The sequence below is a fragment of the Actinoplanes sp. OR16 genome, from assembly GCF_004001265.1.
GTDB lineage: Bacteria > Actinomycetota > Actinomycetes > Mycobacteriales > Micromonosporaceae > Actinoplanes.
In genome coordinates this window covers 5,375,854-5,399,248 of the sequence record NZ_AP019371.1, presented here as the reverse complement: position 1 = coordinate 5,399,248, position 23,395 = coordinate 5,375,854, and the positions used below count along the sequence as shown (strand labels likewise).

The following is a 23,395-nucleotide window of genomic DNA, read 5'->3' as shown; positions in this document are numbered from 1 at the left end:
TGCTCTCGCCCCCCTCCGTACGCCTGGACTCCAGCTTATTCGCCCGCCTGCATAGCCGCAGCCAGGAGATCCGCCGGGATTTCCACCAACTGCTCGCCGGCCGGCACCGAGATGCCCGCGTTCTCCGGCGTGAGCGCATAGCCCTGGACGACCAGGGTGCCGCGATCGGTCTTGTAGACGGTCGGGCAGCTGCCCGTCCCACATAAAGAATTGACGATCGTCAATGTTGTGGTCTGCTCGCCGAGGGCGGCGCCCGTGACGCCCTTAATGTCGTGATTCACAGGGAGACGGTACACCCTACGGCCGATGTTGGAATATTCGGCTTCCCCCCTCCACCTAACCACACCTGAGGCGACGCACAAGTCCCCACTTCAGCCAGTTGTCACTCACCGAAACTGAACGATGGGTCAGACGTCTACGGCGCGTGACGGGAAGACCACCCCGAAATTCACTCATGAGAATGAGGATTGCCAAGCACTGCATAGTGCTGCATATTCATTGCAGAGGGTCAGGATCGGGTGACTGTCCGATAGCTGTCGATCTCCGACACCGTCGTCGCTGACTCTCACCGGCGCATATGCGCGGCGATCCCGCGCTACCCGGAACGGAGGTCATCTCATGTCCTTCTTCACTTCCCCGGCGGCTTTGATGCAGCAGCCCATGACCTATCTGGTCATGGCAGCGCTCTGCCTGGTGATCGTCCTGCGGTTCCTGAAGCAGGCGCTCGCACCGATCGGCGCTCTGATCCAGGCCATCGCTGCCGCGGCGCTGGTCGCCCTGGCGGCGTCGATCGCTCTCGCGATGCTCGGTGTCGCGGCCTTCATGACGGTGCGCTGAGCGCTCGACTGCTCGCAAGACCAACAGAAGAGGACAGGAGAGTTCCCATGACCGGTGTTCTCGTGCTCGTCGCCGTGGTCGCGCTGGCCGTGATCGTCACGGTCGAACTCGTCTCGGCAGTCCTGCCCGTGGTCCTGGTGATCATCATGGTTCCGCCGCACGAAAGGGACGGCCTGGCCCGCCTGCTCGCCGTCTGCGACAGCTCCCGCCGGCTGCGCTTGTGGCCCGCTCTGCGACTGGCGGTCCAGGCCCGGCGCGAGGAGCTTCGCGCGGGCCCGACACCGGCCCGGCAGCACGACCCGCGCCCGGGGACCGCCGCTACCTGGCATCACGCCCCGCACCAGGCGGCCGTCCCCGGCTGGCAGAACGCCTCCTATCACGAGGCCGTCCGCGCCTGGGACTCCGAACCGCGTCACGAGGCGGTCCCCGCCTGGCAGGACGGCTCGCGGCAGGCGAGCGTGGCCGGGCGGCGCGATGAGCCGATCCGCGACGGCGCCGGGCGCGTCGTCCCCTGACACCCTGCCCCGGCCGGCCGTTGAGGGGGCGCCGGCCGAGCGGTGGCGGCACCGGCCGGGGTAGGGGCGCGAGGCCGAGGGCTCGGTGGCGGCAACCGCCGGGCCCAAGGCTTCGCTCGCGAAGGGCCAGATCAAGGAAGGGTCAGCTCAAGGAAGGGCCAGAGCAGGGAAGGGCCAGATCAGGGAAGGTCTCGCGCTCCGAGGCGGAGGATCCGGGCGGTGCCCGGTGACTCCGGGTCGTCGGTCAGCTCGCCGCCGTCCAGCCAGGCGCTGATCAGGTGGGACAGCTCGCCGGGATGGCTGAAGTTCATGGCGTGCGCCGCCCCCTCGATCACCGCGACGGTCAGATGCGGCGGGGCGAGCCGGCCGACCTCCTCGACGCGGCGCAACGGTGGCATGAGCGGATCGCGGGTGCCCAGGACGGCGAGGGTGGGCACCGGGGTCCGCAGGATGCGTTCCAGCGAGGGGAACCGGGTCAGCTCGCTGAACAGCTGCGTCGCGTTCAGCGGGCCGAAGCGCAGATAGTCCGGCAGCACGGTCCGGGCCAGCCGCGGGCTCTCCCGTGGCACGTCACGGAAGAGCTGCGCCACCGCCCGCAGGAACGGCTGGTTGTGCGCGCCGCCGGCCGGGGAGGCGAGCACGATGCCGGTCACCCGTTCCGGCGCGCTGTGCGCCACTTCGAGGCAGATCGGGGCGCCCATCGAGTTGCCGACCAGCACGGCCCGGTCGATCTCCAGGGCGTCCAGGATGCCGAGGAGCGCGAAGGACAGCGAGGAGATGCCGAGCGCGTGCCCCCAGTCCGGGCTGCGGCCGTATCCGGGCAGGTCGGGGACGTACGTCGTGGCCCGGTGCGCCAGGGCCCGGGCGGTCGGCAGCAGGTAGGTGCCGGAGACCGCGAAACCGTGGACGTGCACGATCGGCGTGGAGCCGGCGACCTCGGGGCCACGGCGTACGAAGACCGGGCGTCCTTGAACCGTGACGCGTGATTCACGCCAGCCCGGCCTGCCCATCAGGCGATCGCCACCGCGGCGACGTCCTTCCCGACCTCGTCCGGATCGGCGGACAGCTCACGGACGGCGGTCTTCTCCGCGTTCGCCATCGCCTTCTCCACCTTGGAGCCGATGTCGGCGACCGCGACGACGACCAGGCCGGCCTGGCCCTCGTCCAGGTATTCGCCGAGTTCCTTGAGGTCGTGCCGGCTGAGTCCGGCAGCGGCGTGCCCGGCGAGCGCGCCGAGGGCCGCTCCCCCGCCGGTGGCCGCGGCGAGCAGCCCGCCGCCGATCGCGGCGAACGGGAACAGCGCGACGACGACGCCGACCGCGAGGCCGAGCCCGCCACCGGCCAGCGCGCCGGCCCGGGTCGGGGTCTCGTGCTGCTTGACGATCTCGGTCTTGCCGTTGGGACGGCGCTCGAGGACGGCCGCGTCGTAGGCGTCGATCAGGTCCGCCTTGCGGTAGAGCTCCTTGACCACGTCGTAGTCGGCCTTCGCGGAGGCCACCGTCGGATAGACACCGACATAAACCAGGAAAGTATCGATAGCCATGGTCCGATGGTTCCGGCCGCCGGGCGCGGGCACCTCACCCCGGGAAGATGAGAGGGGCCGGGCGCTCAGCGTCGCCCCCGACCGGCCGATCGGCAGGACGTGAGGCCGGAAGAGCTCCTGTACGACAGCGACCGCACCCGGGTGACCCGCCTGACCGCGGCGGACGGCACGGCGCTGATCCGGAAACAGCCGCTCGGTCCCGGCGCCGCCGACCGCCTGCGCAACGAGATCGAGGTGCTGCGCCGGCTGGACGGTGTGCCGGGCACCCCTCGGCTCGCGGCGGAACAGGAGAAGGGTTCCCTCACGCTGGTCGACGCGTCCGCCCGTACCCTCGCCGCCGTGGAAGCCCCCTGGGCGCCCGCGCCCCTGATGGATCTCGCGCACGGCCTCGCGTTGCTCCTGGCCGACGTGCACCGGCACGGCGTGATCCACCGGGATGTGAGTCCGGCGAACATCCTGATCACCGAGGATTCGGAGACGGTCCTCATCGACTACGAGCTCTCCACGCCGGCCGTCCACGATCTGAATCCGGTGCCCGAGGACGGCCTCGCCGGCACCCTGCCCTATCTGGCCCCGGAACAGACCGGGCGCACCGGGCGGCCGGTCGACCACCGCAGTGACCTCTACGCCCTGGGTGCCACCCTCTACGAGCTGGCCACCGGCGCTCCCCCGTTCGGCCGCGACCGCGATCCGCTCAATCTGATCAGCGACCACCTGGCCCGCCTGCCGGTTCCGCCGGCCGAGGTGAACCCGCAGGTCCCGCGAGCGCTGTCGGACATCATCCTGCGGCTGCTGCGCAAGGAGCCGGACCAGCGCTACCAGAGCGGCGAGGGCCTGGCCTACGACCTCGCACGGACCCGGGACGGCGCCGAGGTCGAACTCGGCGCCCGGGACTTCCCGATGCGGCTCGCCCCGCCGGCCCGGCTGATCGGCCGGGAGAGCCAGGTCGCCGCCGTGCACCGGCTGCTCGGCGAGACGGTGGCCGGCAACAGCACGTTCACGCTGATCACCGGGCCGCCCGGCGTCGGCAAGACGGCGCTGGTCGACGCGCTGCGGCCGGCGATCGCCGCGGCCGGTGGCCGGTTCGTGGCCGGCAAGTTCGACCAGTTCCGGCACGATCTCGGCGGCGACGCCGTCCGCGAGGCGTTCGACCTGCTCGGCAGCCAACTGCTGACCGAACCCGACGACGTGGTGGCGACGCTGCGGCAGCGGCTGCGCGAGGCGCTCGGCCCGGACAGCGGTCTCGCGGCCATGATGATGCCGCCCTTCCAGGCGCTGCTCGGCGTGGATCCCGAGGAGCCGGACGCCGACCCGCGGGCGCTCTTCGCGAGGCTGCGTGCCGCGGTGCTGGCGGTGCTGCGAACCGTGGCGAGCGGCGCCAGCCCGGTCGTCTTCTTCCTCGACGACCTGCAGTGGGCGGCCGGCGCGGCGTTCCGGTTCCTCGACGACGTGCTCGACCAGCGGGACCTGCCGGGCCTGCTGGTGCTCGGCGCGTACCGGGAGGAGGAGGTCGACGAGACCCATCCGCTCGCGGCGGTGCGGTCCCGGCTGCGCCGTGAGCGCGGGGACGCCGCCGAGATCCGCCTCCGCAACCTGGCCGGCGACGACCTGGTGGTGATGGTCGCCGAGATGCTGCGGCTACCGGCGGAGGCGGCCGGTCCGCTCGCCGCGGTGCTCGCCGAGCGGACCGGCGGGAACCCGTTCGACACGGTCGAGCTGCTCAACGCCCTGCGCCGGGAGGGTGTGCTGGTCCCGGACGGCGACCGCTGGCGCTGGGACGAGGCGGCGGTCCGCCGGTTCGTCGGGAACGGCGATGTCGTGGACCTGCTCGGCGCGCGGATCGAGGCGCTGCCGGCGGCGACCCGGGAGCTGGTCGAGGTGATGGCCTGCCTCGGCGGTGAGGTGAACCCGACGCTGCTGGCGACGGCGTCCGGGCACACCGGTGAGCACATCGGCGCCGAGCTGCGGCCGGCCGCCGAGGACGGCCTCCTGGTGATCGACGAGACTGCCGTGCGGTTCCGGCACGACCGGGTGCAGCAGGCAGCGTTCGGGCGGCTCGGCCCACCGGCCCGGTCCCGGCTGAGCCTGTCGCTGGCACGGCGGCTCGCGACCGAACCCGATCAGGCGATGACGGCTGCTCCGCAGTACCTCGCCGCAGTGGAGGCTCTCCTCGTACCCCGAGAGGCTCTTCCGGGTGAGAAACCGGCTGCGGCTGCGCTCCTCGCTCGCGCCGCTGCCGCGGCCCGGCTCGTCGCCAACCATCCGGCGCGGGAGGTCTATCTCGCGGCGGCGCTGCGGCTTCTGGACCCCGCCGATTCCCTGTACGCCGAAATCCGGTGCGAATGGCACTCCGCCCTCTGTGGCCTCGCCCGCTACCGGGAGGCGGACGAGGTCTTCGCCGAGCTGACCGCAATGGGCCGGGACCCGGTGTGGATGACGGGTCCGGTGGCCGAGCAGATCGGCGCGCTGACGAACCGCCGCGAGCTGCCCGAGGCCATGTCGATCGGCCTCGGTCTGCTGGCCGACCTGGGCATCGCGACGCCCGGACCGGACGCGATCGGGCCGCGGATCAGCGCCGGGATGACCGCTTTCTACAGCTGGCTCGCCACCGCCGGCGACACCACCGGCCGCCCGGAGATGACCGACACCCGGCTGCTCGCCGTCTCCCACCTGATCAACCGGCTGACCCCGGCCGCGTTCTTCGCCGACCAGCAGATCATGGCGTGGCTGATCGCCGAGGCCGCCCGGCTGTGGGCGGAGCACGGCCCGTGCGCGTCCCTCACCGGCGTGCTCGGCAACATCGGCATCGTCACGATCGCCGGCGGCGGCGAGCACCGGGACGCCTACCGGGCCACCACCCACATCCTCGCGACCGGAGAAGCCCACGGGTACGAGCCGGAGACCTCCCAGGCGAAGTTCCTGCACGCGCTCGCCACCCTGCCGTGGTTCGAGCCGATCGAGAACGGGGTGCGGCTGGCCCACGAGGCCCGCGACGGCCTGCTGCGCGGCGGCGACGTGCGCAACGCCTTCTACACCTATTACACGTCGGTGCCGCAGATGCTCGGCAGCGCCGCCGACCTGGAGACCTTCAGCCGGGAGGCGCAGGACGCGCAGGCGTTCGGCGAGCGGATCGGCGCCGAGGCCGACACCGCCATGTTCGTGACCGCCGGCGGCCTGGTGCGGGCCATGCGCGGGGAGACGTCGCCGGCGGGATCGCTCGGCTTCGACGAGGCGGCGTTCGTCGCGGGCCTGGCCGGGAACGACGCCGCTCAGGCCTTCCATGCGGCGTCGCGGTCACTGACCGCCGTGGTCTTCCGCGACGACGAGGCGCTGATCCGGCACAGCCGCGACGCGGTGGCGCTGCTGCCGTCGATCCCCGGCACCTACATCCACATCCCGGCGCACGTGTTCCACGCGCTGGGCGCCTTCGTCCGGACCGACCCGGACGCCGTCACCGACCTGGACCGCAGTCTCGCCTTCCTCACCGCCCGCGCCGCCGACCAGCCCGGCAACTTCCGGCACCTGCAACGGTTCGTCGAAGCCGTCCGGGCGGTGATGCTCGGCGACTTCACGACGGCCGCGAAGACCTTCGACGCCGCGATGACGGACGCCGCCACGGCCGGCCGGTCCTGGCACTCGGCGGTCATCACCGAGTACGCGGCCCGGTTCTACCTCGGCCACGGCCTCGACCACATCGGCGACCGGCTGCTCGCCGAGTCGATGCACGCCTACGCGCGGTGGGGCGCCACCGGCAAGGTGCGCGAGCTGAAACGGGCCTACCCGGCGCTCGGTTCGGCGCTCGCCGGCTCGGCCGCCCCGCGGAGCACGACGCTGGGCAGTACGCACAGCGTCAACCTCTCCACCGAGGTGATCGACCTGATGGCCGTCCTCGAGGCCGGCCGGGTGCTCAGCTCGGAGACCGACCTGAATCGGCTGCGCCTGCGGGTGCAGGACGTGCTGCGGGCGATGACCGGCGCTACCGCCGTGCACGTGCTGCTCCGGGAGGACGGGTGGACGCTGCCGTCGGCGGGCCTGACCCTGCAGGAGGCGGCGGAGCGCGGGCTGCTGCCGCTCAGCGCCGTCCGGTACGCCGAACGCACCCGCGAGCCGATGGTCGTCGACGACGTGTCCCTGGACGGCAGGGTGGGCCGTGATCCGTACTTCGCCGGGCTGGACCACTGCTCGCTGCTGGTCGTCCCGGTGCTGAGCCAGGGTCAGCCGCGGGCCATGCTGGTTCTGGAGAACCGGCTCAACCGGCGCGCCTTCTCGGCCGGCCGGCTCGACGCGGTCACGCTGATCGCCGGGCAGCTCGCCGTCTCGCTGGAGAACGCGCAGGTCTACGCGTCGCTGGAACGCAAGGTCGCGGAACGCACCGAGGCGCTGAACGAGGCGAACCTGCGACTGGAACTGCTCACCGTCACCGACCCGCTGACCGGCCTGCCGAACCGGCGCAAGCTCACCACGTTCCTGGACGAGGAGTGGCTGCGCTCGCAGCGGTCCGGTTCACCGATCGGCGTCGCGATGATCGACATCGACGAATTCAAGAGGTACAACGACCACTACGGCCACCAGGGCGGCGACGAATGCCTGCGGCTGGTCGCGGCGGCGGTGCGGGACAGCGTCCGGGTGACCGACCTGGTCACCCGGTACGGCGGCGAGGAGTTCTGCGTCGTCATGCCCGGCGCCAACGCGGAGAACGCGCTGCTCGTCGCGGACCGGGCGTGCAGGGCGGTGAGCCGGCTCCGGCAACCGCACGCGCTGGCCGGCGGCGGCATCGTCACGATCAGCGTGGGCGTCACGTCCGGCACGCCCGCGACCGCCGGCGACCCGGAGCAGCTCACGAAGCTCGCCGACGAGGCGCTCTACGAGGCGAAACGAGCCGGCCGCAACCGGGTCGTGGCGGGATGACCGCGCCCGTCGTCACGATCTGACTGACTGCGGGCCGCCCGCGTTCAGTCCTCGACCCTGAAACCGATCTTCAGGCGCACCTGGAAGTGGGCGACATCGCCGTCCACGACCTGGCCGCGGATCTCCTTCGTCTCGAACCACTCGATGTTGCGGACCGTGCGGGACGCCTTCGCGATGGCGGTGCGGATGGCGTCCTCGACACTGTCCGGGCTGCTGCCCACGATCTCACTGAGTCGGTACACGTGATTCGTCATGCCCCCAGCCTGCCCTGCCGGACCGCCGTTCGTCTCCGGCGGCGACGAGAATCAGCGGATGCGGATCAGATTCGGACGACCCGACATCTCCCGGTACGCCGGACGCCTCGATCTCCCGGCCGCCACCGGCAAGCTCGGCGTCACGTTCCTCGGCGTGTCCGGGCTCGTGTTCGCCGACGACGAGCACGCGGTGATGACCGACGGCTACTTCTCCCGGCCCTCGCTGCCGCGGGTCTTACTCGGCCGGGTGGCGCCGGACCCGGCGCGCATCGGCGCGGCGCTGGAACGGCTCGCGCTCGGCGACCGGCTGCGGGCTGTCGCGGCCGTGCACTCGCATTTCGATCATGTGCTGGACGCGCCGTCGGTCGCGTTGCGTACCGGTGCGGTGCTGGTCGGCGGCGAGTCCACCGCCAACGTGGGGCGCGGGGGCGACCTGCCCGAGGACCGCATCCGGGTGGTGAGATCCGGCGAGACGGTGGAGTACGGGTCGTTCACGATGACGTTCGTGGCGTCCGCGCACTGCCCGCCGGACCGTTATCCGGGTGTCATCACCGCTCCGGTGCGGCCCCCGGCCCGGGCGACGGCGTACCGGTGCGGCGAAGCCTGGTCGATTCTGGTCGGCCACGAGAGCGGACGGACCGCGCTCGTGCAGGGCACCGCCGGGTTCGTGCCGGGCGCGCTCGGCGGCCACCGCGCCGACACCGTCTACCTCGGCGTCGGCGGGCTCGGCGTGCTGCCGGAAACCTACATCCGGGACTACTGGGCGCACACCGTGGCCGCGGTCGGCGCTCGCCGGGTCGTGCTGACCCACTGGGACGACCTCTTCCGGACCCTCGGCAAGCCGTTGCGGGCGCTGCCCTACTTCGGTGACGACCTCGACGTCACCATCCGCGTGCTGACCGACCTGGCCCGGCGCGACGGCGTCACCGTGCACCTGCCGACCCTCTGGCGACGCTCCTCATGACGGGTTCGGGACCAGCACGTCGCGGGTGATCTCCGCGAGGTTCTTGACGCCGGTCAGGGCCATCGTCAGGTCCAGCTCGGCGATCACGTTCTCCACGACCTCCTCGACGCCACGCCGGCCGGCGATGGCGAGGCCGTACATGTACGGCCTGCCCAGCAGCACCGCGTCGGCGCCGAGGGCTATCGCGGTGAAGACATCGGCGCCGGTACGGATACCGCTGTCCAGCAGGATCGTCCGTTGCCCTCCGACGGCGTCGCGGACACCGATCAGCGCGTCGAGGGAGGCGATCGCGTTGTCGACCTGGCGGCCGCCGTGGTTGGACACCACGACGGCGTCCACTCCTTCGTCGAAGGCGCGCCGGGCGTCGTCCGGGTGCAGGATGCCCTTGAGCACGATCGGCAGCCGGGTGCGCGATCGCAGGGTGGCGATGTGGTCCCAGCTCAGCCGGGGGTTCGAGTAGATGTCGAGGAACGTCTCGACGGCGGCGCGGGGTTTCGGGCTGCGCAGATTGGCCCAGAACGTCCCGGGGTGGTTACGCGTGATCGAGATGAGGGAGCGGATGGCGCCGAGGGTGATCTCCGGCTTGGTGTCCGACCGGTGGCCGGCGACCAGCTCCTGGAACCGCGGATCGGACGTGTACTGCGCGATCCCCAGGCCCTTCGCGAACGGCAGCGAGCCCAGGTTGAGGTCCTGTGGCCGCCAGCCCAGCACCGTGGTGTCGAGGGTGACGACCAGTGCCCCGGCGCCGACGGCCTCCGCTCTGCGGATCAGGCTGTCCACGAGGGCTTCGTCCGTACTCCAGTAGAGCTGCACCCACCGCGGAGCCTCACCCATCGCCGCGGCCGTCTCCTCCATGGCCGTGCCGCCCTGATTGGTGAAGATGTAGGGAACACCGGTGGCGGCGGCCGCCCGGGCCGTGTGCAGGTCGGCGTCGGCGGCGATGAGCTGACCGGCGCCGACCGGCGCGAGCAGGATCGGCGCTTGCAGGGTCGTGCCGAGCAGGTCGACGGACATGTCCCGGTCCGCGACGTCGCGCAGCATCCGCGGCACGATCGCCCACCTGTCGAACGCCGCCCGGTTGTTGCGCATGGTGCGGCCCTCGCCGGCGCCGCCCGCGACGTACGCCCAACCGGCCCGGCTCGTCGCCTTCCGCGCCCGCCGTTCCAGCTCGGCGAAGTCGGTCGGAACCGCCGGCCGCCGCCCGAGCACCCCGGCCCGGTAGATGGTGTTCTGCCGCCGGCGTCCCGCACCCTGCATGTCCCCGCGCCCCTCGCTCGTGAGTTGCGCTCACCTTATGGCCTGCATCCGTTCGCGCAAGGTGTCCAGCGCCCGGGCGGCCTGACTCTTCACCGTGCCGGACGAGCAGCCCAGCCGTTTCGCGGTCTCCTCGATGGTCAGGTCGTAGAGGTAGCGGAGCACCACCACCTCGCGCTTCCGTGGCGGCAGCGCGCCGAGCAGCCCGACGATCTCGTCACGGTCGGCGACGGTCTCCGGTCCCGGGCCGCCGGCACGCCTCTCGGGCAGGATGCCCATCGGGCTCTCCCGCCAGGCGCGCCGGTGCTCGTCGATGGCGGTTCTGATCAGGATCCGCCGGACGTACGCGTCCGGGTTGTCGGCGGCCTCGATCGTCGCCCAATGCCGCATCACCTTGGTCAGCGTGATCGAGACCAGGTCCTCGGCGGTGTGCCAGTTCCCGCAGAACGCGTAGGCGGCCCGCCGCCAGCCGTCCATCCGCTGACGCGCGAACTCCTGGAAGCCGTCCCCCCGGCCGTCGAAGATCATGCTCACAACGTCCGCCAGAAGGAGCCCGGCCGCCCACCCTCCGGCTCACCGCCACAACCCCGTCACCCGGCCGTATCACCCCCGCCGACCGGCGGTTTTCGTGGCCCGCGTCTCACTCCGCGGTCAGGATCGGCTGCTCGGTGCCGAACAGGCCGGGCAGCCCTCCGGTGTGCAGGAAGACCACCCTGCCACCGGACCCGGCGTTCGCCCTCAGCCCGGCCAGGGCCCGTCCGGTGTAGATCGGGTCGAGGAACAGTCCCTCGGTCGAAGCAGCCAGCCGCAGAGCGTCGCGGACCGCGCTGGTGACCGTCGCGTACCCGGGGCCGATCCGGCCGCGATCGATCACCAGCTCACCGGGAGCCGCGTCCAGCAGATCCCGGACGGCCTTCGCCGGGTCGGGCACCGCGCCCACGTCCACCCCGAGCACCCGCGACGCGCCCAGCTCCGCGACCAGGCCCGCCATGGTCCCGCCCGAGCCGAGCGCCACGACGACCCGGTCGAACTCCACCGCGGCCGTCAGTTCGCGGGCGCATTCCGCATAGGCGCGCACCGCCGTCCGGGACGACCCACCGAGCGGGATCAGGAATGCACCGTCCCGGCGTTCGTGTTCCTCCGCGGCGACCGAGGCCGGCGGACGATCACCCGCCCAGATGATCTCCGCACCCGCCAGGCGGTCCAGCAGCACGTTGCCCCGTGGTCCGGCGGGTGGATCGCCGGCGAGCACGAGCACGCATCCGAGGCCCAGCCGCGCCGCCACCGCCGCCGTGGCCCGCGCATGATTCGACTGCGCCGCCCCGATCGTGATCAGCGTCGTGGCCCCGGCCGCCAGCGCCTCCGCGCCGAGATACCGCAGCTTGCGCGCCTTGTTGCCGCCACCGCCGAGCCCGATCAGGTCGTCCCGCTTGATCCACAGCTCGTCCAACCCGAGCGCGGCGGCCAGTCGCGGCGCGCTCTCCAGCGGCGTGGGAAACGTCCCGAACGACAGCGGCTGCACCATGATCAGGAGCCTAGTGACCCCGGAACGCCTCCTCCAGCCACCACGACGGCTTGCCCGGCGCCACCTTCGCGTCGATCACCAGCGGCACGTCCCGTGGCCCGGCCAGCCAATCCCGCACCCGATCAAGATCGATTTTTGATCGTACGGTGACCGCCTCGCAGCCATGACCGCGCGCTATCGCGGCGAGGTCCGTCTCGGGGAACACGACGGTGCCGAGATCGTGCCCACCCGGACCGAAGTGATGCACCTCAGCGCCGTACGCCTCGTCGTTGTAGACCACGATCAGCATCCCCAGCCCGAGCCGCCGGATCGTGTCCAGTTCGGCGATGCCCATCAGGAAACCGCCGTCGCCGCACGCCGCCACCGGCAGCCGGTCCGGGCGGGCCAGCGCCGCACCGAGGGCCGTCGCCAGGCCCAGGCCGATCGACTGGAACGCCTGCGTGAAGCAGAAACCCCGGTGATCGGGAACGGACAGGAACATCGACGGATAGCCCATGAAGTTGCCCGAGTCGACGGCCACCACGCGCTCGGCGGGCAGCAGGTCGTCGAGGGCGATGCTCAGGGCTCGGGGGTCGATGTGGACCTGGTCTCCGTCGTCGGTGAACGGGACGTCGCGCCACCGGGCGGCGGCACGGAGCTTCGTGCGTACAGCATCGGTCCGGTAGCCGGAATGATCACCCGCAAGCGCGGCGGTGACCGCGACGGCGCTGAGCCTCGCGTCCCCGACGATCCCCAGGTCGACGGGGCGATGGGCGCCGAGCGAGGTGGGATCGACGTCGATCTGCGCCACCGTCGCTTCCGGACCGATCAGCGTGCCGTGCCGGCTCGTCCACATGTTGAGCGAGGCGCCCCAGGCCACCACGACGTCGGCCGAGGAGATCAGTTCGGCGGCGAGCGGGGTGGCGAAACCTCCGGACACGTCCAGATTCCATGCGTTGCCGGCGAACAGGCCCTTCGCCACCGCCGACGTCGCCAGCAGCGCGCCGCACCTCGCCGCCAGCTCCTCCAGCTCGCCCTTGGCGTGCAGGGCTCCCCGGCCGGCGATGAAAACCGGTCGCTGTGCCGCCGCCAGCAGGTCGGCGAGGGCTCCGGCCGATTCGTCGGAGGCTCGGGGCGGGTGGCTCACCGGCACGGGCGGCGGGTCGGTGAGCTCGGCCGCGGCGGCCTGGACGTCGAGCGGAAGATTGAGCACGACGGTACGCCGCTCGTTCACCGCCAGCCGCCAGGCGCGGGCCGTATCGGTCACGGCCGTTGCCGCACTGTGCACCCGGTCGCTCGACGCCCCGACCGCGTGCGCGAGCGCGTCCTGGTCCACCCGGAAGTTCGACCGCAGCGCGCCGGCCGCCGGCTCCGCGGCCAGCACGATCATCGGGGTCCGGCTCTTGGCCGCCTCGGCTATTCCGGTCATGGCGTTCGTCAGACCGCAGCCCTGATGGACGGTGAGGACGCCGGGGCGGCCGGTCAGCCGCGCATAGGCGTCCGCCGCCGTGGCCGCCCCGCCCTCGTGCCGGGTGGCGATGAACCGGGCGCCGTTGCCCACCAGCGCGTTCGTCACGTGGAAGTTGCCACTCCCGACCACGCCGAACACATGATCAGCGCCGAGGCGGGCGAGGGTCGCGCCGACGACGTCGGCGACTGTCTCGGTGTTCATCGCGTTTCGTGACGTCAGTGCTCGACGAGGGCCAGGACCCGGACCGGGCTGCCGGAACCGCCGACGATCGGCAGCGGCGGCGCGATCACCACGGCGCCGGTGACCGGGAGCTTGTCGAGATTGCGCAGCTGCGTGAGGCCGTACTTGTCCGCGCCGAGCAGGTAGGAATGGCACGGGAACGCCGGGTCGAACGAGTGCGCCGCGCCCGCGTCGGTGCCGACCGTCTCCACGCCGATGCCGATGATCGGCGCCTCCTCGGCCAGCCACTTCGCGCACTCCGCGGAGACGCCGGGGGTGTGCGGGCCGGTCTCGTTCGCGTTGAGGAACGCCTCCTGGTCGCCGGAGCGGGCGTCCCAGCCCGTACGCAGGAGCAGCCATCCGCCTTCAGGCAGCGGGCCGTTGGCGGTTTCCCAGGCGCGGATGTCATCGATTTCAAGCAGAAAGTCCGGATTTTTCGCGACTTGCTGGGTCACGTCGATCACGACGGCGGGGGCGATCAGCCGGTTCGCCGGGACCTGGGAGACGTCGTCGCCGTCCCGGCCGGTCACCCAGTGGATCGGCGCGTCGAAGTGGGTTCCGGTGTGCTCGCCGGTGTGGATGTCGTTCCAGTACCAGGCAGGTCCGCGGTCGTCGTACCGGCTGATCTCCTCGAGCCGGAACGGGATCGTGTTGGCGAACGGCGGCGGGAGTTGCAGGATCGGCGTACCGGCGGAGAGCGGCGCGGTGAGGTCCACGACCTCGATCGAACCGCTGCTGACTCCGGAGACAAGGCTGTGCAGGATGCTCATGCGGATCTCCACAAAGGCGAAACCGGGGGCGACCACTCGGACTGTAATGGTCGGCTCCCTTCTCCGGGAGCATGATCCGTCCTGACTTCCCTACGCCGCGTTCGTCAGAGGAGCGGCAGATCCGGCGAGGGGGACGACGACACGGACGGGGACTCCGAGGGCGCCGGATCGGGACCGGGCGCGGAGGCGGCGAACGGCTCCCACGGGCTGACGCCCAGCCGGCCGGTGCTCCCCAGATCGAACGGAACGTCGACCGGCAGGATCTGCGCCGGTCGCCCGGTGGCGGGGGCGACCTCCACGAACGGCACTGTGACCGGCGGATTCGTGATGTCGTCGTACGTGTTGCGCCAGACGATCCCGGCCGACGCCGCCTCCCCGGGCTTCAGCCTGACCGGCCGCGGCGGCGCGTCGAGGTGCGGCAGCGAGATGGTGATCTTTTTGGCGCCGTGGAGCACCTCGACGTCCAGAGGTTCGCGCTGCTCACCGAGCGGCCGCAGCGACGGGTAGCCGTCGACCTCGTAGGGCTCGGTTCCGCAGTTGACCAGCACGAGGCTCGTGACCCGAAGCCCCATGGCGGCGTCACCGGTCCCCAGCCGGATCCGAACTCCTGCCGGCGGACAGGTCCCTTCCGGCGACGGCGTAGCCCGCAGGCCCGGCGCCCCTGGTGAGACCGGCGAGTCGGAACCCGGCCGGCCGGGCTGCTCCGCGAACGGGGTCCCCGCCGCGTCACCCCCGTCCAGCGGCCCACCGCCGGCACACCCGCCGAGCACCACAGAACACGCGACGACGAGGGCGAGCAGCGGTCTCACGAGCGCCGATCATGCCCCACCGGCGCAACTCCCCCTCGTCGCGCGCTGCGGCAGTCGGGAACGCGACTGCGTCGATTCATGGACTCGGCGGGTGGCTCGGCGGGGCCACGATGAGGGGTGGACTCACCGTCGGAGGTGCACATGCCCGGCGTCGGCGTCGCCCCGGCCGACTGGCATCTCCGCGTCCTCGGCCGGTTCGCGCTCTACCGGGGAACCACCGAGATCACCCTCGGTGCGGGCGGCCGGCGGCTGCTCGCCTACGTGGCCGTCAACGACGGGTCGGTCGGGCGGGACGGCGCCGCCGCGGCGCTCTGGCCGGCGGCGTCATCCGATCGGGCCGGTGGCAACCTGCGGGCCGTCGTGCATCGCGGCCGGCGGCTCGTCGGCGACCTGCTGATCTCCGACCGTTCGCACCTGGCCCTGCATCCGCGGCTCACCGTGGACCTGTGGGAGTGCACAGCGCTGGCCGGATCGGCGGCGGACGGCCTCTCCCCTGCGGAGGAACACCGCCTGGTCACCGCCGGCGACCTGCTGCCCGGCCAGCAGGAGGACTGGATCCTGATGGCCCGCGAGCGGTTCCTGCTGCGGCGGGTGCATGCCCTGGAGCTCATCTGCCGGCTGCGGACCGGCGAGGACCGGCCTGCCGAGGCCGTCGCCGCCGGGATCGCGGCGGCCCGCCTCGACCCGTTCCGGGTGAGCGTGCACCAGGCCCTGATCGCCGCCCACCTGCGCGGCGGCGACATCGCGGCGGCCCTGCGGCTCTACCGGTGCTTCCGCTCCCGGATGTCCGAGGAGTTGCACCGGGAGGCGTCGGTCACTCCACGACGACAGCGGCGTGACGTGCGGGGGCGGCGCTGAGGCGATGGCAGCCCTTCATGAACGTCCCAGCGGCGACGGCGCCTCGGTGCCGCCGGCCGCCGTCTGCGTGCTCACCATGCGCGTCGAGGACGACCGGCTCCTGGTCAGCGTCCTGCTCAACCCCGACATCCGGACCCGGACGGGCGAGCACCGGTTCCGCCCCGGCACGCTGGAGGAGGCGATCCGCCTGGTCCGCGACACGGCCGCCCGTCTGGTGACCGGCCGGGGCGGCGGTGGCTAGGGGATCGCCAGGAGCCGGGCCGGCGTACCCGGGGTCCAGTCGTCGGGCAGGACGGCCAGGGCGTCGGCGAGAGCCACCGCGTGCAGACCCGCCGAGCCGCGGTCGGCGGCGATCCGCGTGCCCTGCGGCGAGTGGACGACCGGGACTATCCGGACGCCGCCGCGCATCAGCGTGGTCGAGCCGGTGACGGCGGCGGTGGGCAGCGGGTGGCACGGCCGGCCCGCCATGGTCTCCAGCAGCGGCTCCAGCAGGGTCAGGCCCGCGATCAGGCCGGCGAACGGGTTGCCGGGAAGGCTCACCACCCAGCGGCCGCCGGGGAGTTCGGCGAGGGCCTGCGGGTGGCCGGGGCGGCAGGCGACACCGCGGACGTGCCAGGTCGCGCCGCGGTCGGTGAGCACCGTGTGCAGGTGGTCGGCGGCGCCGGCCGAGGAGGAGCCGCTCACCACGACCACCTCGGCGTCGGTGTCGTCCAGGGCGGCGGCGAGGGAGACCGGGTCGTCCTTCTGGTGGCGGCGCTCGCGCAGGACGCCGCCGGCGCGCAGGGTCAGGGCGGTGACCAGGCCGGTGAACGTGTCGCGAACCTGGCCGGGCCCGGGCACGCCGTCGGAGATCACTTCGTCGCCGGTGACCAGCAGCGTCACGGTGGGCGGCCGGACCGTCGTGACCACGTCGACGCCGGCCTGCACCGTGGCGCCGGCCAGGGTCGCGGTGACGATCCGCCCGGCGGGCGAGACGAGAGCGCCGGCCGCGAGGGTCTCCCCGGCCCGGCGCACATGGGTCCGCTCACCGAGAACGCCGCTGACCCGGCGGCCGGCGACTGTCGCGTCCTCGTAGGGCAGCACCGCCGTCGTGCCGACCGGCACCGGCGCCCCGGTCGCGATCTCGATGGCCTCGCCCGGTGACAGCGACGGCAGAGCCGTGAAGCCGCCCGCCAGGAGCAGTCCCGTGACCGTCCACGGACCCGGCCCGCAGGTCGCGAACCCATCCATCGCGGCGTTGTCGAAAGCGGGCACCGGCCGTACGCAGATGATGGGGGAAGCCAGAACCTGACCGCCTGCCTCGGCCACCGGGATGGTCTGCCCCGGCAGGGGCGCGGCGACCTCGCGGGCGATGGCGAACGCGTCGAACCATGACTTCATCCGCACAGTAGATCATCCGGACCTGCCGTGTTAACCTGCCCGACTCCAACACCAGATAGCCTATAAAAACTATAGGGTTTATGGTTTGCTGGAGACCTGCGCAGCGCCGCGCTGAACACCGGGAGGAAGACATGCCTAGCGTCTGTACCAAGCGGCCATCGAACCGGATGGATGAGCGGTGACCAGCACCGTTGTCCGCGGGCGGATCTCTGAATCCCGGCCCGGGACCCGTTCGGAGATGGTCGCGATCGTCGGCGGCGGCGCCGCCGGGGCTCTCGCCACCCGCGCCGTGCTGACAAATACCACATGGCGGACAGCTCTCGTCGCACCCGATTCCCGGCCCGGAACCGGTGTCGCCTACGGCGCCGCCGAGCCGTGGCACGTGCTGAACTCGCGCGCCGGGGCGATGAGCGCCGATCCCGCCGACCCGCTGCACCTGGTCCGCTGGCTGCGCGAGCGGGGCGAACCCGCCGAGCCGACGGACTTCCTCCCCCGGGCTCGCTTCGGCGACTACCTCGCCGACCAGTTCGCCGAGGTGACGAAGAACGCCGGTGACCGATTCCGGCACCACTTCGCCACCGCCACATCGGTACGCCGCCGGGACACCGGATATCTGGTCACCGACGACACCGGCTGCCAGGTCCATGCCGACCACGTCATCCTCGCCGTCGGCAACCCGTCCGCGCGCCGCCCCGCGGCCGTCTCCGACGAGGCGGCCCGCAGCGTCGAGTACGTCGCCGATCCCTGGGCCTTCGGCGCTCTCGACGCGGTGCCCGCCGACCTTCCGGTGCTGCTCGTCGGCACCGGCCTCACCGCTGTCGACGTGGCGCTGACCCTCACCGCGAACGGCCGCACCACGCCGGTCGAGGCGATCTCCCGCCGTGGTCTGCTGCCTCGCGCGCACCCCGAGTTGCCTCCGCCCGCGACCGATGTCGACCTTCCGGCCGGCGCGGGCCTGCGGCCGCTGATGCGCCGGGTGCGCCAGGAGATCGCCGCCGGCGCCGATTGGGTCGCGGTGATGGATTTCGTCCGCACGAGAGCCGACGACCTGTGGCTCCGCCTGGACCACGCCTCCCAGGAGCGTTTCCTGCGGCACTGTCACCGTTTCTGGGAGGTGCACCGGCACCGCATGGCCCCGCCGGTCGCCGCCCGCATCGGCGACCTGCTCGACCTCGGCACGTTCCGGGTCCGGTCCGGCCGCCTCACCGCGATCGTCCCGCACCCGGACGGCGGCCTGACGGTCTCCGTCGAGGGCTCCCCGGACCGCCGGTTCGGCGCGGTCGTGAACTGCACCGGTCCCGGCTCACTTCCGGACACCGCCTCGGGCCTGGTCGCCGACATGCTGCGGGACGGCCTGCTGCGGACCGGTCCGCACGGGCTCGGCGTGGAGACCGACGCGGACGGCCGGGCCCAGCCGGGTCTGTGGGTCGTCGGGCCACTGCGCAAGGGCGGCCTGTGGGAGGCCACCGCCGTCCCGGAGATCCGCGGCCAGGTCGAGCGGCTCACCGCCAGTCTCCAGCAGATGCGATAGGAGAATCGGCTAGGACCCGGGTGTCTGCGGTCACCGATCGCTGTCTTCAGCCGCATCTGCGGAGACGCTACAGTGATCGCCGTGAAGACTCTTCGTATCGCCGTGGCCGGGCTCGCCGTCCTCATGACCGCGAGCCTGGCCGCCTGCGGCAGCAGTGACGAGACCGGCGCGCCCGCCGACGGGACGACCGGGCCGATCACCGTCTTCGCCGCCGCTTCGCTCACCGAGTCGTTCACCACCCTCGGCAAGCAGTTCGAGTCGTCACACCCGGGCGCCACGGTGACGTTCAACTTCGGCGGCAGCTCCGCGCTCGCCACCCAGATCAACCAGGGCGCCCCGGCCGACGTGTTCGCCTCGGCCGCCCCGAAGAACATGCAGGCCGTCACGGAGGCGGGCACACCCACCACGTTCGTCCGCAATCAGCTGGTCATCGCCGTGGGCGCCGGAAACCCCAAGGGCGTCACCGGCCTGGCCGACCTGGCGAAGCCCGATCTCAAGGTCGCCCTCTGCGCCGAGGCCGTCCCGTGCGGCGCCGCCGCCAGGACCGCCGTCGAGGCCGCCGCCGTGAAGATCACCCCGGTCACCCTGGAGCAGGACGTGAAGGCCGCGCTCTCCAAGGTCAAGCTCGGCGAGGTGGACGCGGCGCTCGTCTACCGCACCGACGCGAAGGCCTCCGCCGCCGACGTCGACGCCATCGAGTTCCCCGAGTCGGCGAAGGCGATCAACGACTACCCGATCGCCGTGCTGACGAACGCGAAGAACGCGACCGGCGGCCGGGCGTTCGTCGACTACGTGCTCTCCGCGGACGGCGTGAAGGTCCTCACCGCCGCGGGATTCCAGGCACCCTGATCTTCATGCGCACCCGCGTACCCCTGCCCCTGCTGATCCCGGCGGGTATCGGTCTCGTGTTCCTGGTACTGCCGCTCGCCGGGCTCTTACTGCGTACCCCCTGGTCCTCGCTCCTGGATCGGCTCGCCGAGCCGGAAGTCACGACGGCCCTGCGCCTGTCGCTGGTGACCGCGAGCATCGCGACGGTGGTCTGCCTGCTGCTCGGGGTGCCGCTGGCCTGGCTGCTGGCCCGCGTCGAGTTCCCCGGGCGGCGGATCGTGCGTGCGCTGATCACCGTGCCGCTGGTGCTGCCACCGGTCGTCGGCGGCATCGCGCTGCTGCTCGCCCTCGGCCGGCGCGGGCTCGTCGGCTCCTGGCTCGACGAGACGTTCGGGATCACGCTGCCGTTCACCACCGCCGGCGTCGTGATCGCCGAAGCGTTCGTGGCGCTGCCGTTCCTGGTCATCTCGGTCGAGGGGGCGCTGCGCGGCGCCGACACCCGGTACGAGGAGGCCGCCGCCACCCTCGGCGCGTCCCGCTGGATCAGCTTCACCCACGTGACGCTGCCGCTCGTCGCGCCCGGGATCGCTGCCGGCGCGGTGCTGTGCTGGGCTCGGGCGCTCGGCGAGTTCGGCGCGACGATCACGTTCGCCGGCAACTATCCGGGGATCACCCAGACGATGCCGCTCGCCGTCTATCAGACCATGGAGTCGGGCGATCTGGACGGCGCCGTGGTGCTCAGCCTCATCCTGCTGATCGTGTCGGTGACGATCCTGGCTGCTCTGCGGGACAAGTGGTTGGCGTGAGTCTGCTCGATGCGCATCTCGTGGCAACACGTGGCACGTTTCGCCTGGATATTTCACTCCAGATCGCCGCTGGCGAGACCGTCGCGCTCCTCGGCCCCAACGGGGCAGGGAAGACAACCGCTTTGCGCGCCTTGTCCGGCTTATCGGATTTATCCGGTGGTTTCGTACGTCTGGACGGACGCGATCTGACGACAGCACCCCCGGAGCAGCGGCCGATCGGCGTCGTCTTCCAAGATTATCTACTGTTTCCGCACCTCAGCGCCCGGGACAACGTGGCGTTCGGCCCTCGCCGGCACGGCGCCGACCGCCGTACCGCCCACGAGATCGCCGATCGATGGCTCGACCGCGTGGGGCTCTCGTCGTTCTCCCGCCGCAAACCGCGGCAGCTGTCCGGCGGCCAGGCCCAGCGCGTCGCCCTCGCTCGCGCCCTCGCCGTCGACCCGGTGCTGCTCCTGCTCGACGAGCCGCTCGCCGCCCTGGACGCCCGCACCCGCCTGGAGACCCGCGGTGAGCTGCGAAGGCACCTGGCCGCCCACCCCGGCGCGACGCTGCTGGTCACCCACGATCCGCTCGACGCGCTGGTCCTCGCCGATCGGCTCGTCGTCGTCGAGCAGGGCCGGGTCGTGCAGGAGGGCGACGCCGCCACGATCACCGCGCGGCCGCGCACGGATTACGTGGCCCGGCTGGTCGGCCTCAACCTGTTCCAGGGGCGCGCCGACGGACACGCCGTGACATTTCCGGACGGATTCTCGCTGACCACCACCGATGAGGTGCACGGCGCCGCGTTCGTCGCCTTCCCGCCGTCCGCGGTCGCGCTGCACCCCGCGCAGCCGTCCGGCAGTCCCCGCAACACCTTGCAGGCCGTGATCACCGACATCCAGCGGCACGGCGACAACCTGCGCGTCGTCCTGGACGGGCCGATCACGGTGGCGGCCGACATCACGCCCGCGGCCGCCGCCCAGCTCCACCTCGAACCGGGCCAGCCGATCTGGGCCGCGGTCAAGGCGACCGAGACCCGGGCCTATCCGGCGGATTGACTTTCGACGATGCGGGAATCACTCGTCCATGGCATCGCGAACCCTGCCACCGGTCTGGCTGTTCCTCACCCTCGGCGTCGTCGTGGTCGGCGCGTTCGGCTGGCTGACCTACGACCAGTTCCGCAACGACAGCGCCCTCAGCGAGCGCGGTGTCGAAACGCAGGCCCAGGTCACCGACGTGGGCAGCAAGGGCCGGGTCACCGTCGTCTTCACCACCGCCGACGGCCGCCGCGTCGAGACGCTGATCGGCCAGGGCGACACGGTCGACGGCACTCGCGCGGGCGAAACCGTCCCGATCGTCTACGACCCTTCGCGCCCCGCCGACGAGGTCCGCGACAGCCGCGTTCCGGAGAACCACCACGTCGCCTACATCAGCCTGGCCGCCACCGTTTTCGGCGCTGTCGGCATCCCCCTCGCCGCGTGGCACCTGGCCCGCGAACACCGCCGGCGCGCCCTGATTCCCTGACCATTGTGCTTTTCAAGGCGGATTCCTTGTACGGAATCGACGGCCGCCCCCACCCGCAGCGAATCCCGTCCCGCCTCCACCGACCCCTGACGGCCCCTTCCGCCGGCTACCGCCGCCGTCTCCCCCGGACTTCCCTCACCCACCCCCGAAGTCCTGTTTCAGGCCGGGTCCCGCCGCCCGCCCGTACCCGAGAGCGACAATGCGGACGCGAACCGGTCCCTGCCGTACGGCCGACCCGCCGAGCTGTGACCCACCGCCGTCAGACGGCCCCCTCGACAGCAATGGGTCACAGCCGGGCACGACTGGCTGTGAGTCATTGCTGTCGACCGCGGCTGTGGACGGCCCTGAGGCACAGCCGAGCGGTGAAGGAGGTCCTGGTCAGGTGAGGGTCATGAGGTAGCCGGTCAGGACGGTGGCTGCCAGCAGCGGGAGCAGGGAACCGCGGAGGCCGTCGCCGCTGAGCAGGTGCATCGATACGGCTCCGGCCATCAGCAGGAGCAGGGTGATCGCGGTGGCCACGCCGATGCCGGTGACGAAGAGGCCCGTCGTCACGCCCAGGACGCCCAGGAGTTCGATCACGCCGATGAAGCGGAACTCACCCCGAGACATGCCCAGGTGGTCGGCGGCCAGGCGGGTGTCGGGGGCGCCGGTGACCTTGGCGGTGCCGGAGACACCGAAGGCACCCATCGCCATCAGCGCGAAGGTGAAGTTCATCGGCCTGCCCCCATCAACGTGCACAGCAGTGTGCAGGTTAGCGGAGTTGCTCAGTGGTGTGCAATCAACGCCTGAGCGATCGCCTCGTCGGCCTCCCCCGGCGGCAGGCCGGCGGCGACCAGGACGGCCCGGGCAGCACGGACGCCGTCGTCCGTCCAGAGACCGTCGTTGACCGCCTGCAGGAGGGACAGGGTGATCGCCTGCATCGTGGCGCTCAGCACCGGAAGCGGCAGGTGCGTGGCGAACCGCCCGGCGTCGCGGCCCCGGACCAGCAACTCCATGGCCTGGGCACGGATCGGGGCGAGGAGGTCGCGCAGGCCGGCGGTGCCGTATTCGCACTCGGCCAGGGTCATCAGCAGGCGGTACTGGTCGCCGGCCGTCCAGATGGTCATCGAGAACTCGGCCAGCGCCACCGACGGGTCGAGCGTCGTGCGGTCGACGCGGCTCAGAGCGGCCAGCATGTCGGCGGCGGCCATGTCGGCCAGGCCGGCGAGGAGGGCGTCGCGGTTCGGGAAGTGACCGTAGACGGTACGGCGGACCACCCCTGCCGCCCGCGCCACGTCATCCATGCTCGCGCCCGGGTCGGTGACCAGGAGGGTACGCGCCGCCAGCAGGATGCGATCCCGGTTCTCCTCGGCATCACGGCGGCGCCCGCGTCGCACGGCGGTGGCTTCCGGGGTCGTCACGCGCCCATGCTCGCACACGACCCGGAAAGCCCAGGCCGGAC

General features: G+C 72.0%; 24 protein-coding genes. 11 read left to right on the top strand and 13 right to left on the bottom strand.

All coding sequences use genetic code 11. The features are described 5' to 3' along the window. Positions 1 to 35: 35 nt before the first annotated feature. Positions 36 to 281 (bottom strand): hypothetical protein, encoded by a 246-nt coding sequence (locus EP757_RS24565; protein ID WP_232049979.1) that lies wholly within the window; start codon positions 279 to 281, stop codon positions 36 to 38. 337 nt (positions 282 to 618) lie between these two features. Between EP757_RS24565 and EP757_RS24560 the strand changes: the two genes are divergently transcribed. Both EP757_RS24560 and EP757_RS24555 read left to right on the top strand, forming a co-directional pair. Beyond that, positions 619 to 837, top strand: coding sequence for a hypothetical protein (locus EP757_RS24560; RefSeq protein ID WP_127549772.1), 219 nt, complete (start codon positions 619 to 621; stop codon positions 835 to 837). 47 nt (positions 838 to 884) lie between these two features. After that, a complete protein-coding gene (locus EP757_RS24555) occupies positions 885 to 1,352 on the top strand; it encodes a hypothetical protein (protein WP_127549770.1) in 468 nt (155 codons plus the stop codon). 179 nt (positions 1,353 to 1,531) lie between these two features. Here EP757_RS24555 and EP757_RS24550 read toward each other — a convergent pair whose 3' ends face one another. Next, positions 1,532 to 2,362, bottom strand: coding sequence for an alpha/beta fold hydrolase (locus EP757_RS24550; protein ID WP_127549768.1), 831 nt, complete (start codon positions 2,360 to 2,362; stop codon positions 1,532 to 1,534). Beyond that, on the bottom strand, positions 2,362 to 2,895 hold the full coding sequence (locus EP757_RS24545) for a DUF1269 domain-containing protein (protein WP_127549766.1): 534 nt from the start codon (positions 2,893 to 2,895) through the stop codon (positions 2,362 to 2,364). The genes EP757_RS24550 and EP757_RS24545 overlap by 1 nt, the downstream gene beginning before the upstream one ends. A 99-nt stretch (positions 2,896 to 2,994) precedes the next feature. Here EP757_RS24545 and EP757_RS24540 point away from each other — a divergent pair, with 99 nt between their 5' ends. Further along, positions 2,995 to 7,803: a diguanylate cyclase gene (locus EP757_RS24540; RefSeq protein ID WP_127549764.1), complete on the top strand. Its 4,809-nt coding sequence runs from the start codon at positions 2,995 to 2,997 to the stop codon at positions 7,801 to 7,803. Positions 7,804 to 7,847: 44 nt separating this feature from the next. Here EP757_RS24540 and EP757_RS24535 read toward each other — a convergent pair whose 3' ends face one another. Further along, positions 7,848 to 8,057: a dodecin gene (locus tag EP757_RS24535; RefSeq protein ID WP_127549762.1), complete on the bottom strand. Its 210-nt coding sequence runs from the start codon at positions 8,055 to 8,057 to the stop codon at positions 7,848 to 7,850. 58 nt (positions 8,058 to 8,115) lie between these two features. On the opposite strand from EP757_RS24535, the gene EP757_RS24530 reads away from it, so the two are divergent. Then, positions 8,116 to 9,021 carry an MBL fold metallo-hydrolase gene (locus EP757_RS24530; RefSeq protein WP_127549760.1) on the top strand — a complete coding sequence of 302 codons (906 nt, stop codon included), beginning with the start codon at positions 8,116 to 8,118 and terminating at the stop codon, positions 9,019 to 9,021. On the opposite strand, the gene EP757_RS24525 is transcribed toward EP757_RS24530, so the two are convergent. The 6 genes from EP757_RS24525 to EP757_RS24500 form a co-directional block, all read right to left on the bottom strand. Next, positions 9,016 to 10,278 (bottom strand): lactate 2-monooxygenase, encoded by a 1,263-nt coding sequence (locus EP757_RS24525; RefSeq protein WP_127549759.1) that lies wholly within the window; start codon positions 10,276 to 10,278, stop codon positions 9,016 to 9,018. The two genes, EP757_RS24530 and EP757_RS24525, sit on opposite strands and share 6 nt — an antisense overlap. Before the next feature lie 30 nt (positions 10,279 to 10,308). Beyond that, positions 10,309 to 10,803 carry a SigE family RNA polymerase sigma factor gene (locus EP757_RS24520; protein WP_127549757.1) on the bottom strand — a complete coding sequence of 165 codons (495 nt, stop codon included), beginning with the start codon at positions 10,801 to 10,803 and terminating at the stop codon, positions 10,309 to 10,311. 112 nt (positions 10,804 to 10,915) lie between these two features. Continuing rightward, a complete protein-coding gene (locus EP757_RS24515; RefSeq protein WP_127549755.1) occupies positions 10,916 to 11,800 on the bottom strand; it encodes a pyridoxal-phosphate dependent enzyme in 885 nt (294 codons plus the stop codon). A 10-nt stretch (positions 11,801 to 11,810) separates the two neighbouring features. Continuing rightward, complete coding sequence (locus EP757_RS24510) at positions 11,811 to 13,451, bottom strand: thiamine pyrophosphate-binding protein (protein ID WP_127549753.1); 1,641 nt, start codon at positions 13,449 to 13,451, stop codon at positions 11,811 to 11,813. A 14-nt stretch (positions 13,452 to 13,465) separates the two neighbouring features. Continuing rightward, complete coding sequence (locus tag EP757_RS24505; RefSeq protein ID WP_127549751.1) at positions 13,466 to 14,239, bottom strand: cyclase family protein; 774 nt, start codon at positions 14,237 to 14,239, stop codon at positions 13,466 to 13,468. 104 nt (positions 14,240 to 14,343) lie between these two features. After that, a complete protein-coding gene (locus EP757_RS24500; RefSeq protein WP_127549749.1) occupies positions 14,344 to 15,048 on the bottom strand; it encodes a DUF4232 domain-containing protein in 705 nt (234 codons plus the stop codon). 117 nt (positions 15,049 to 15,165) lie between these two features. On the opposite strand from EP757_RS24500, the gene EP757_RS24495 reads away from it, so the two are divergent. Further along, positions 15,166 to 15,906, top strand: a complete 741-nt coding sequence (locus EP757_RS24495; RefSeq protein WP_127549747.1) for a BTAD domain-containing putative transcriptional regulator — start codon at positions 15,166 to 15,168, stop codon at positions 15,904 to 15,906. Positions 15,907 to 15,910: 4 nt separating this feature from the next. Beyond that, on the top strand, positions 15,911 to 16,147 hold the full coding sequence (locus tag EP757_RS24490) for a hypothetical protein (protein ID WP_127549745.1): 237 nt from the start codon (positions 15,911 to 15,913) through the stop codon (positions 16,145 to 16,147). Here the strand turns inward: EP757_RS24490 and EP757_RS24485 are convergent. Continuing rightward, positions 16,144 to 17,286, bottom strand: a complete 1,143-nt coding sequence (locus tag EP757_RS24485; RefSeq protein WP_127549743.1) for a molybdopterin-binding protein — start codon at positions 17,284 to 17,286, stop codon at positions 16,144 to 16,146. The two genes, EP757_RS24490 and EP757_RS24485, sit on opposite strands and share 4 nt — an antisense overlap. A gap of 178 nt (positions 17,287 to 17,464) precedes the next feature. Here EP757_RS24485 and EP757_RS24480 point away from each other — a divergent pair, with 178 nt between their 5' ends. The 5 genes from EP757_RS24480 (at position 17,465) to EP757_RS24460 (ending at position 21,954) form a co-directional block, all read left to right on the top strand. Beyond that, on the top strand, positions 17,465 to 18,817 hold the full coding sequence (locus tag EP757_RS24480; protein ID WP_127549741.1) for an FAD/NAD(P)-binding protein: 1,353 nt from the start codon (positions 17,465 to 17,467) through the stop codon (positions 18,815 to 18,817). Positions 18,818 to 18,940: 123 nt separating this feature from the next. Next, positions 18,941 to 19,666 carry a molybdate ABC transporter substrate-binding protein gene (gene modA, locus EP757_RS24475; protein WP_174262550.1) on the top strand — a complete coding sequence of 242 codons (726 nt, stop codon included), beginning with the start codon at positions 18,941 to 18,943 and terminating at the stop codon, positions 19,664 to 19,666. A 5-nt stretch (positions 19,667 to 19,671) separates the two neighbouring features. Beyond that, positions 19,672 to 20,451: an ABC transporter permease gene (locus tag EP757_RS24470; protein WP_127549739.1), complete on the top strand. Its 780-nt coding sequence runs from the start codon at positions 19,672 to 19,674 to the stop codon at positions 20,449 to 20,451. Then, the gene (locus EP757_RS24465) at positions 20,448 to 21,488 is read left to right on the top strand and encodes an ABC transporter ATP-binding protein (RefSeq protein WP_127549737.1); all 1,041 of its coding nucleotides are present in this window, start codon (positions 20,448 to 20,450) and stop codon (positions 21,486 to 21,488) included. Before EP757_RS24470 ends, EP757_RS24465 begins: the two co-directional genes overlap by 4 nt. Before the next feature lie 28 nt (positions 21,489 to 21,516). Beyond that, positions 21,517 to 21,954 carry a DUF3592 domain-containing protein gene (locus EP757_RS24460; RefSeq protein WP_127549735.1) on the top strand — a complete coding sequence of 146 codons (438 nt, stop codon included), beginning with the start codon at positions 21,517 to 21,519 and terminating at the stop codon, positions 21,952 to 21,954. 378 nt (positions 21,955 to 22,332) lie between these two features. On the opposite strand, the gene EP757_RS24455 is transcribed toward EP757_RS24460, so the two are convergent. Both EP757_RS24455 and EP757_RS24450 read right to left on the bottom strand, forming a co-directional pair. Beyond that, positions 22,333 to 22,668: a DoxX family protein gene (locus tag EP757_RS24455; RefSeq protein WP_127549732.1), complete on the bottom strand. Its 336-nt coding sequence runs from the start codon at positions 22,666 to 22,668 to the stop codon at positions 22,333 to 22,335. Between the two features lie 50 nt (positions 22,669 to 22,718). Then, positions 22,719 to 23,354: a TetR/AcrR family transcriptional regulator gene (locus tag EP757_RS24450; protein ID WP_127549730.1), complete on the bottom strand. Its 636-nt coding sequence runs from the start codon at positions 23,352 to 23,354 to the stop codon at positions 22,719 to 22,721. Positions 23,355 to 23,395 lie beyond the last annotated feature (41 nt).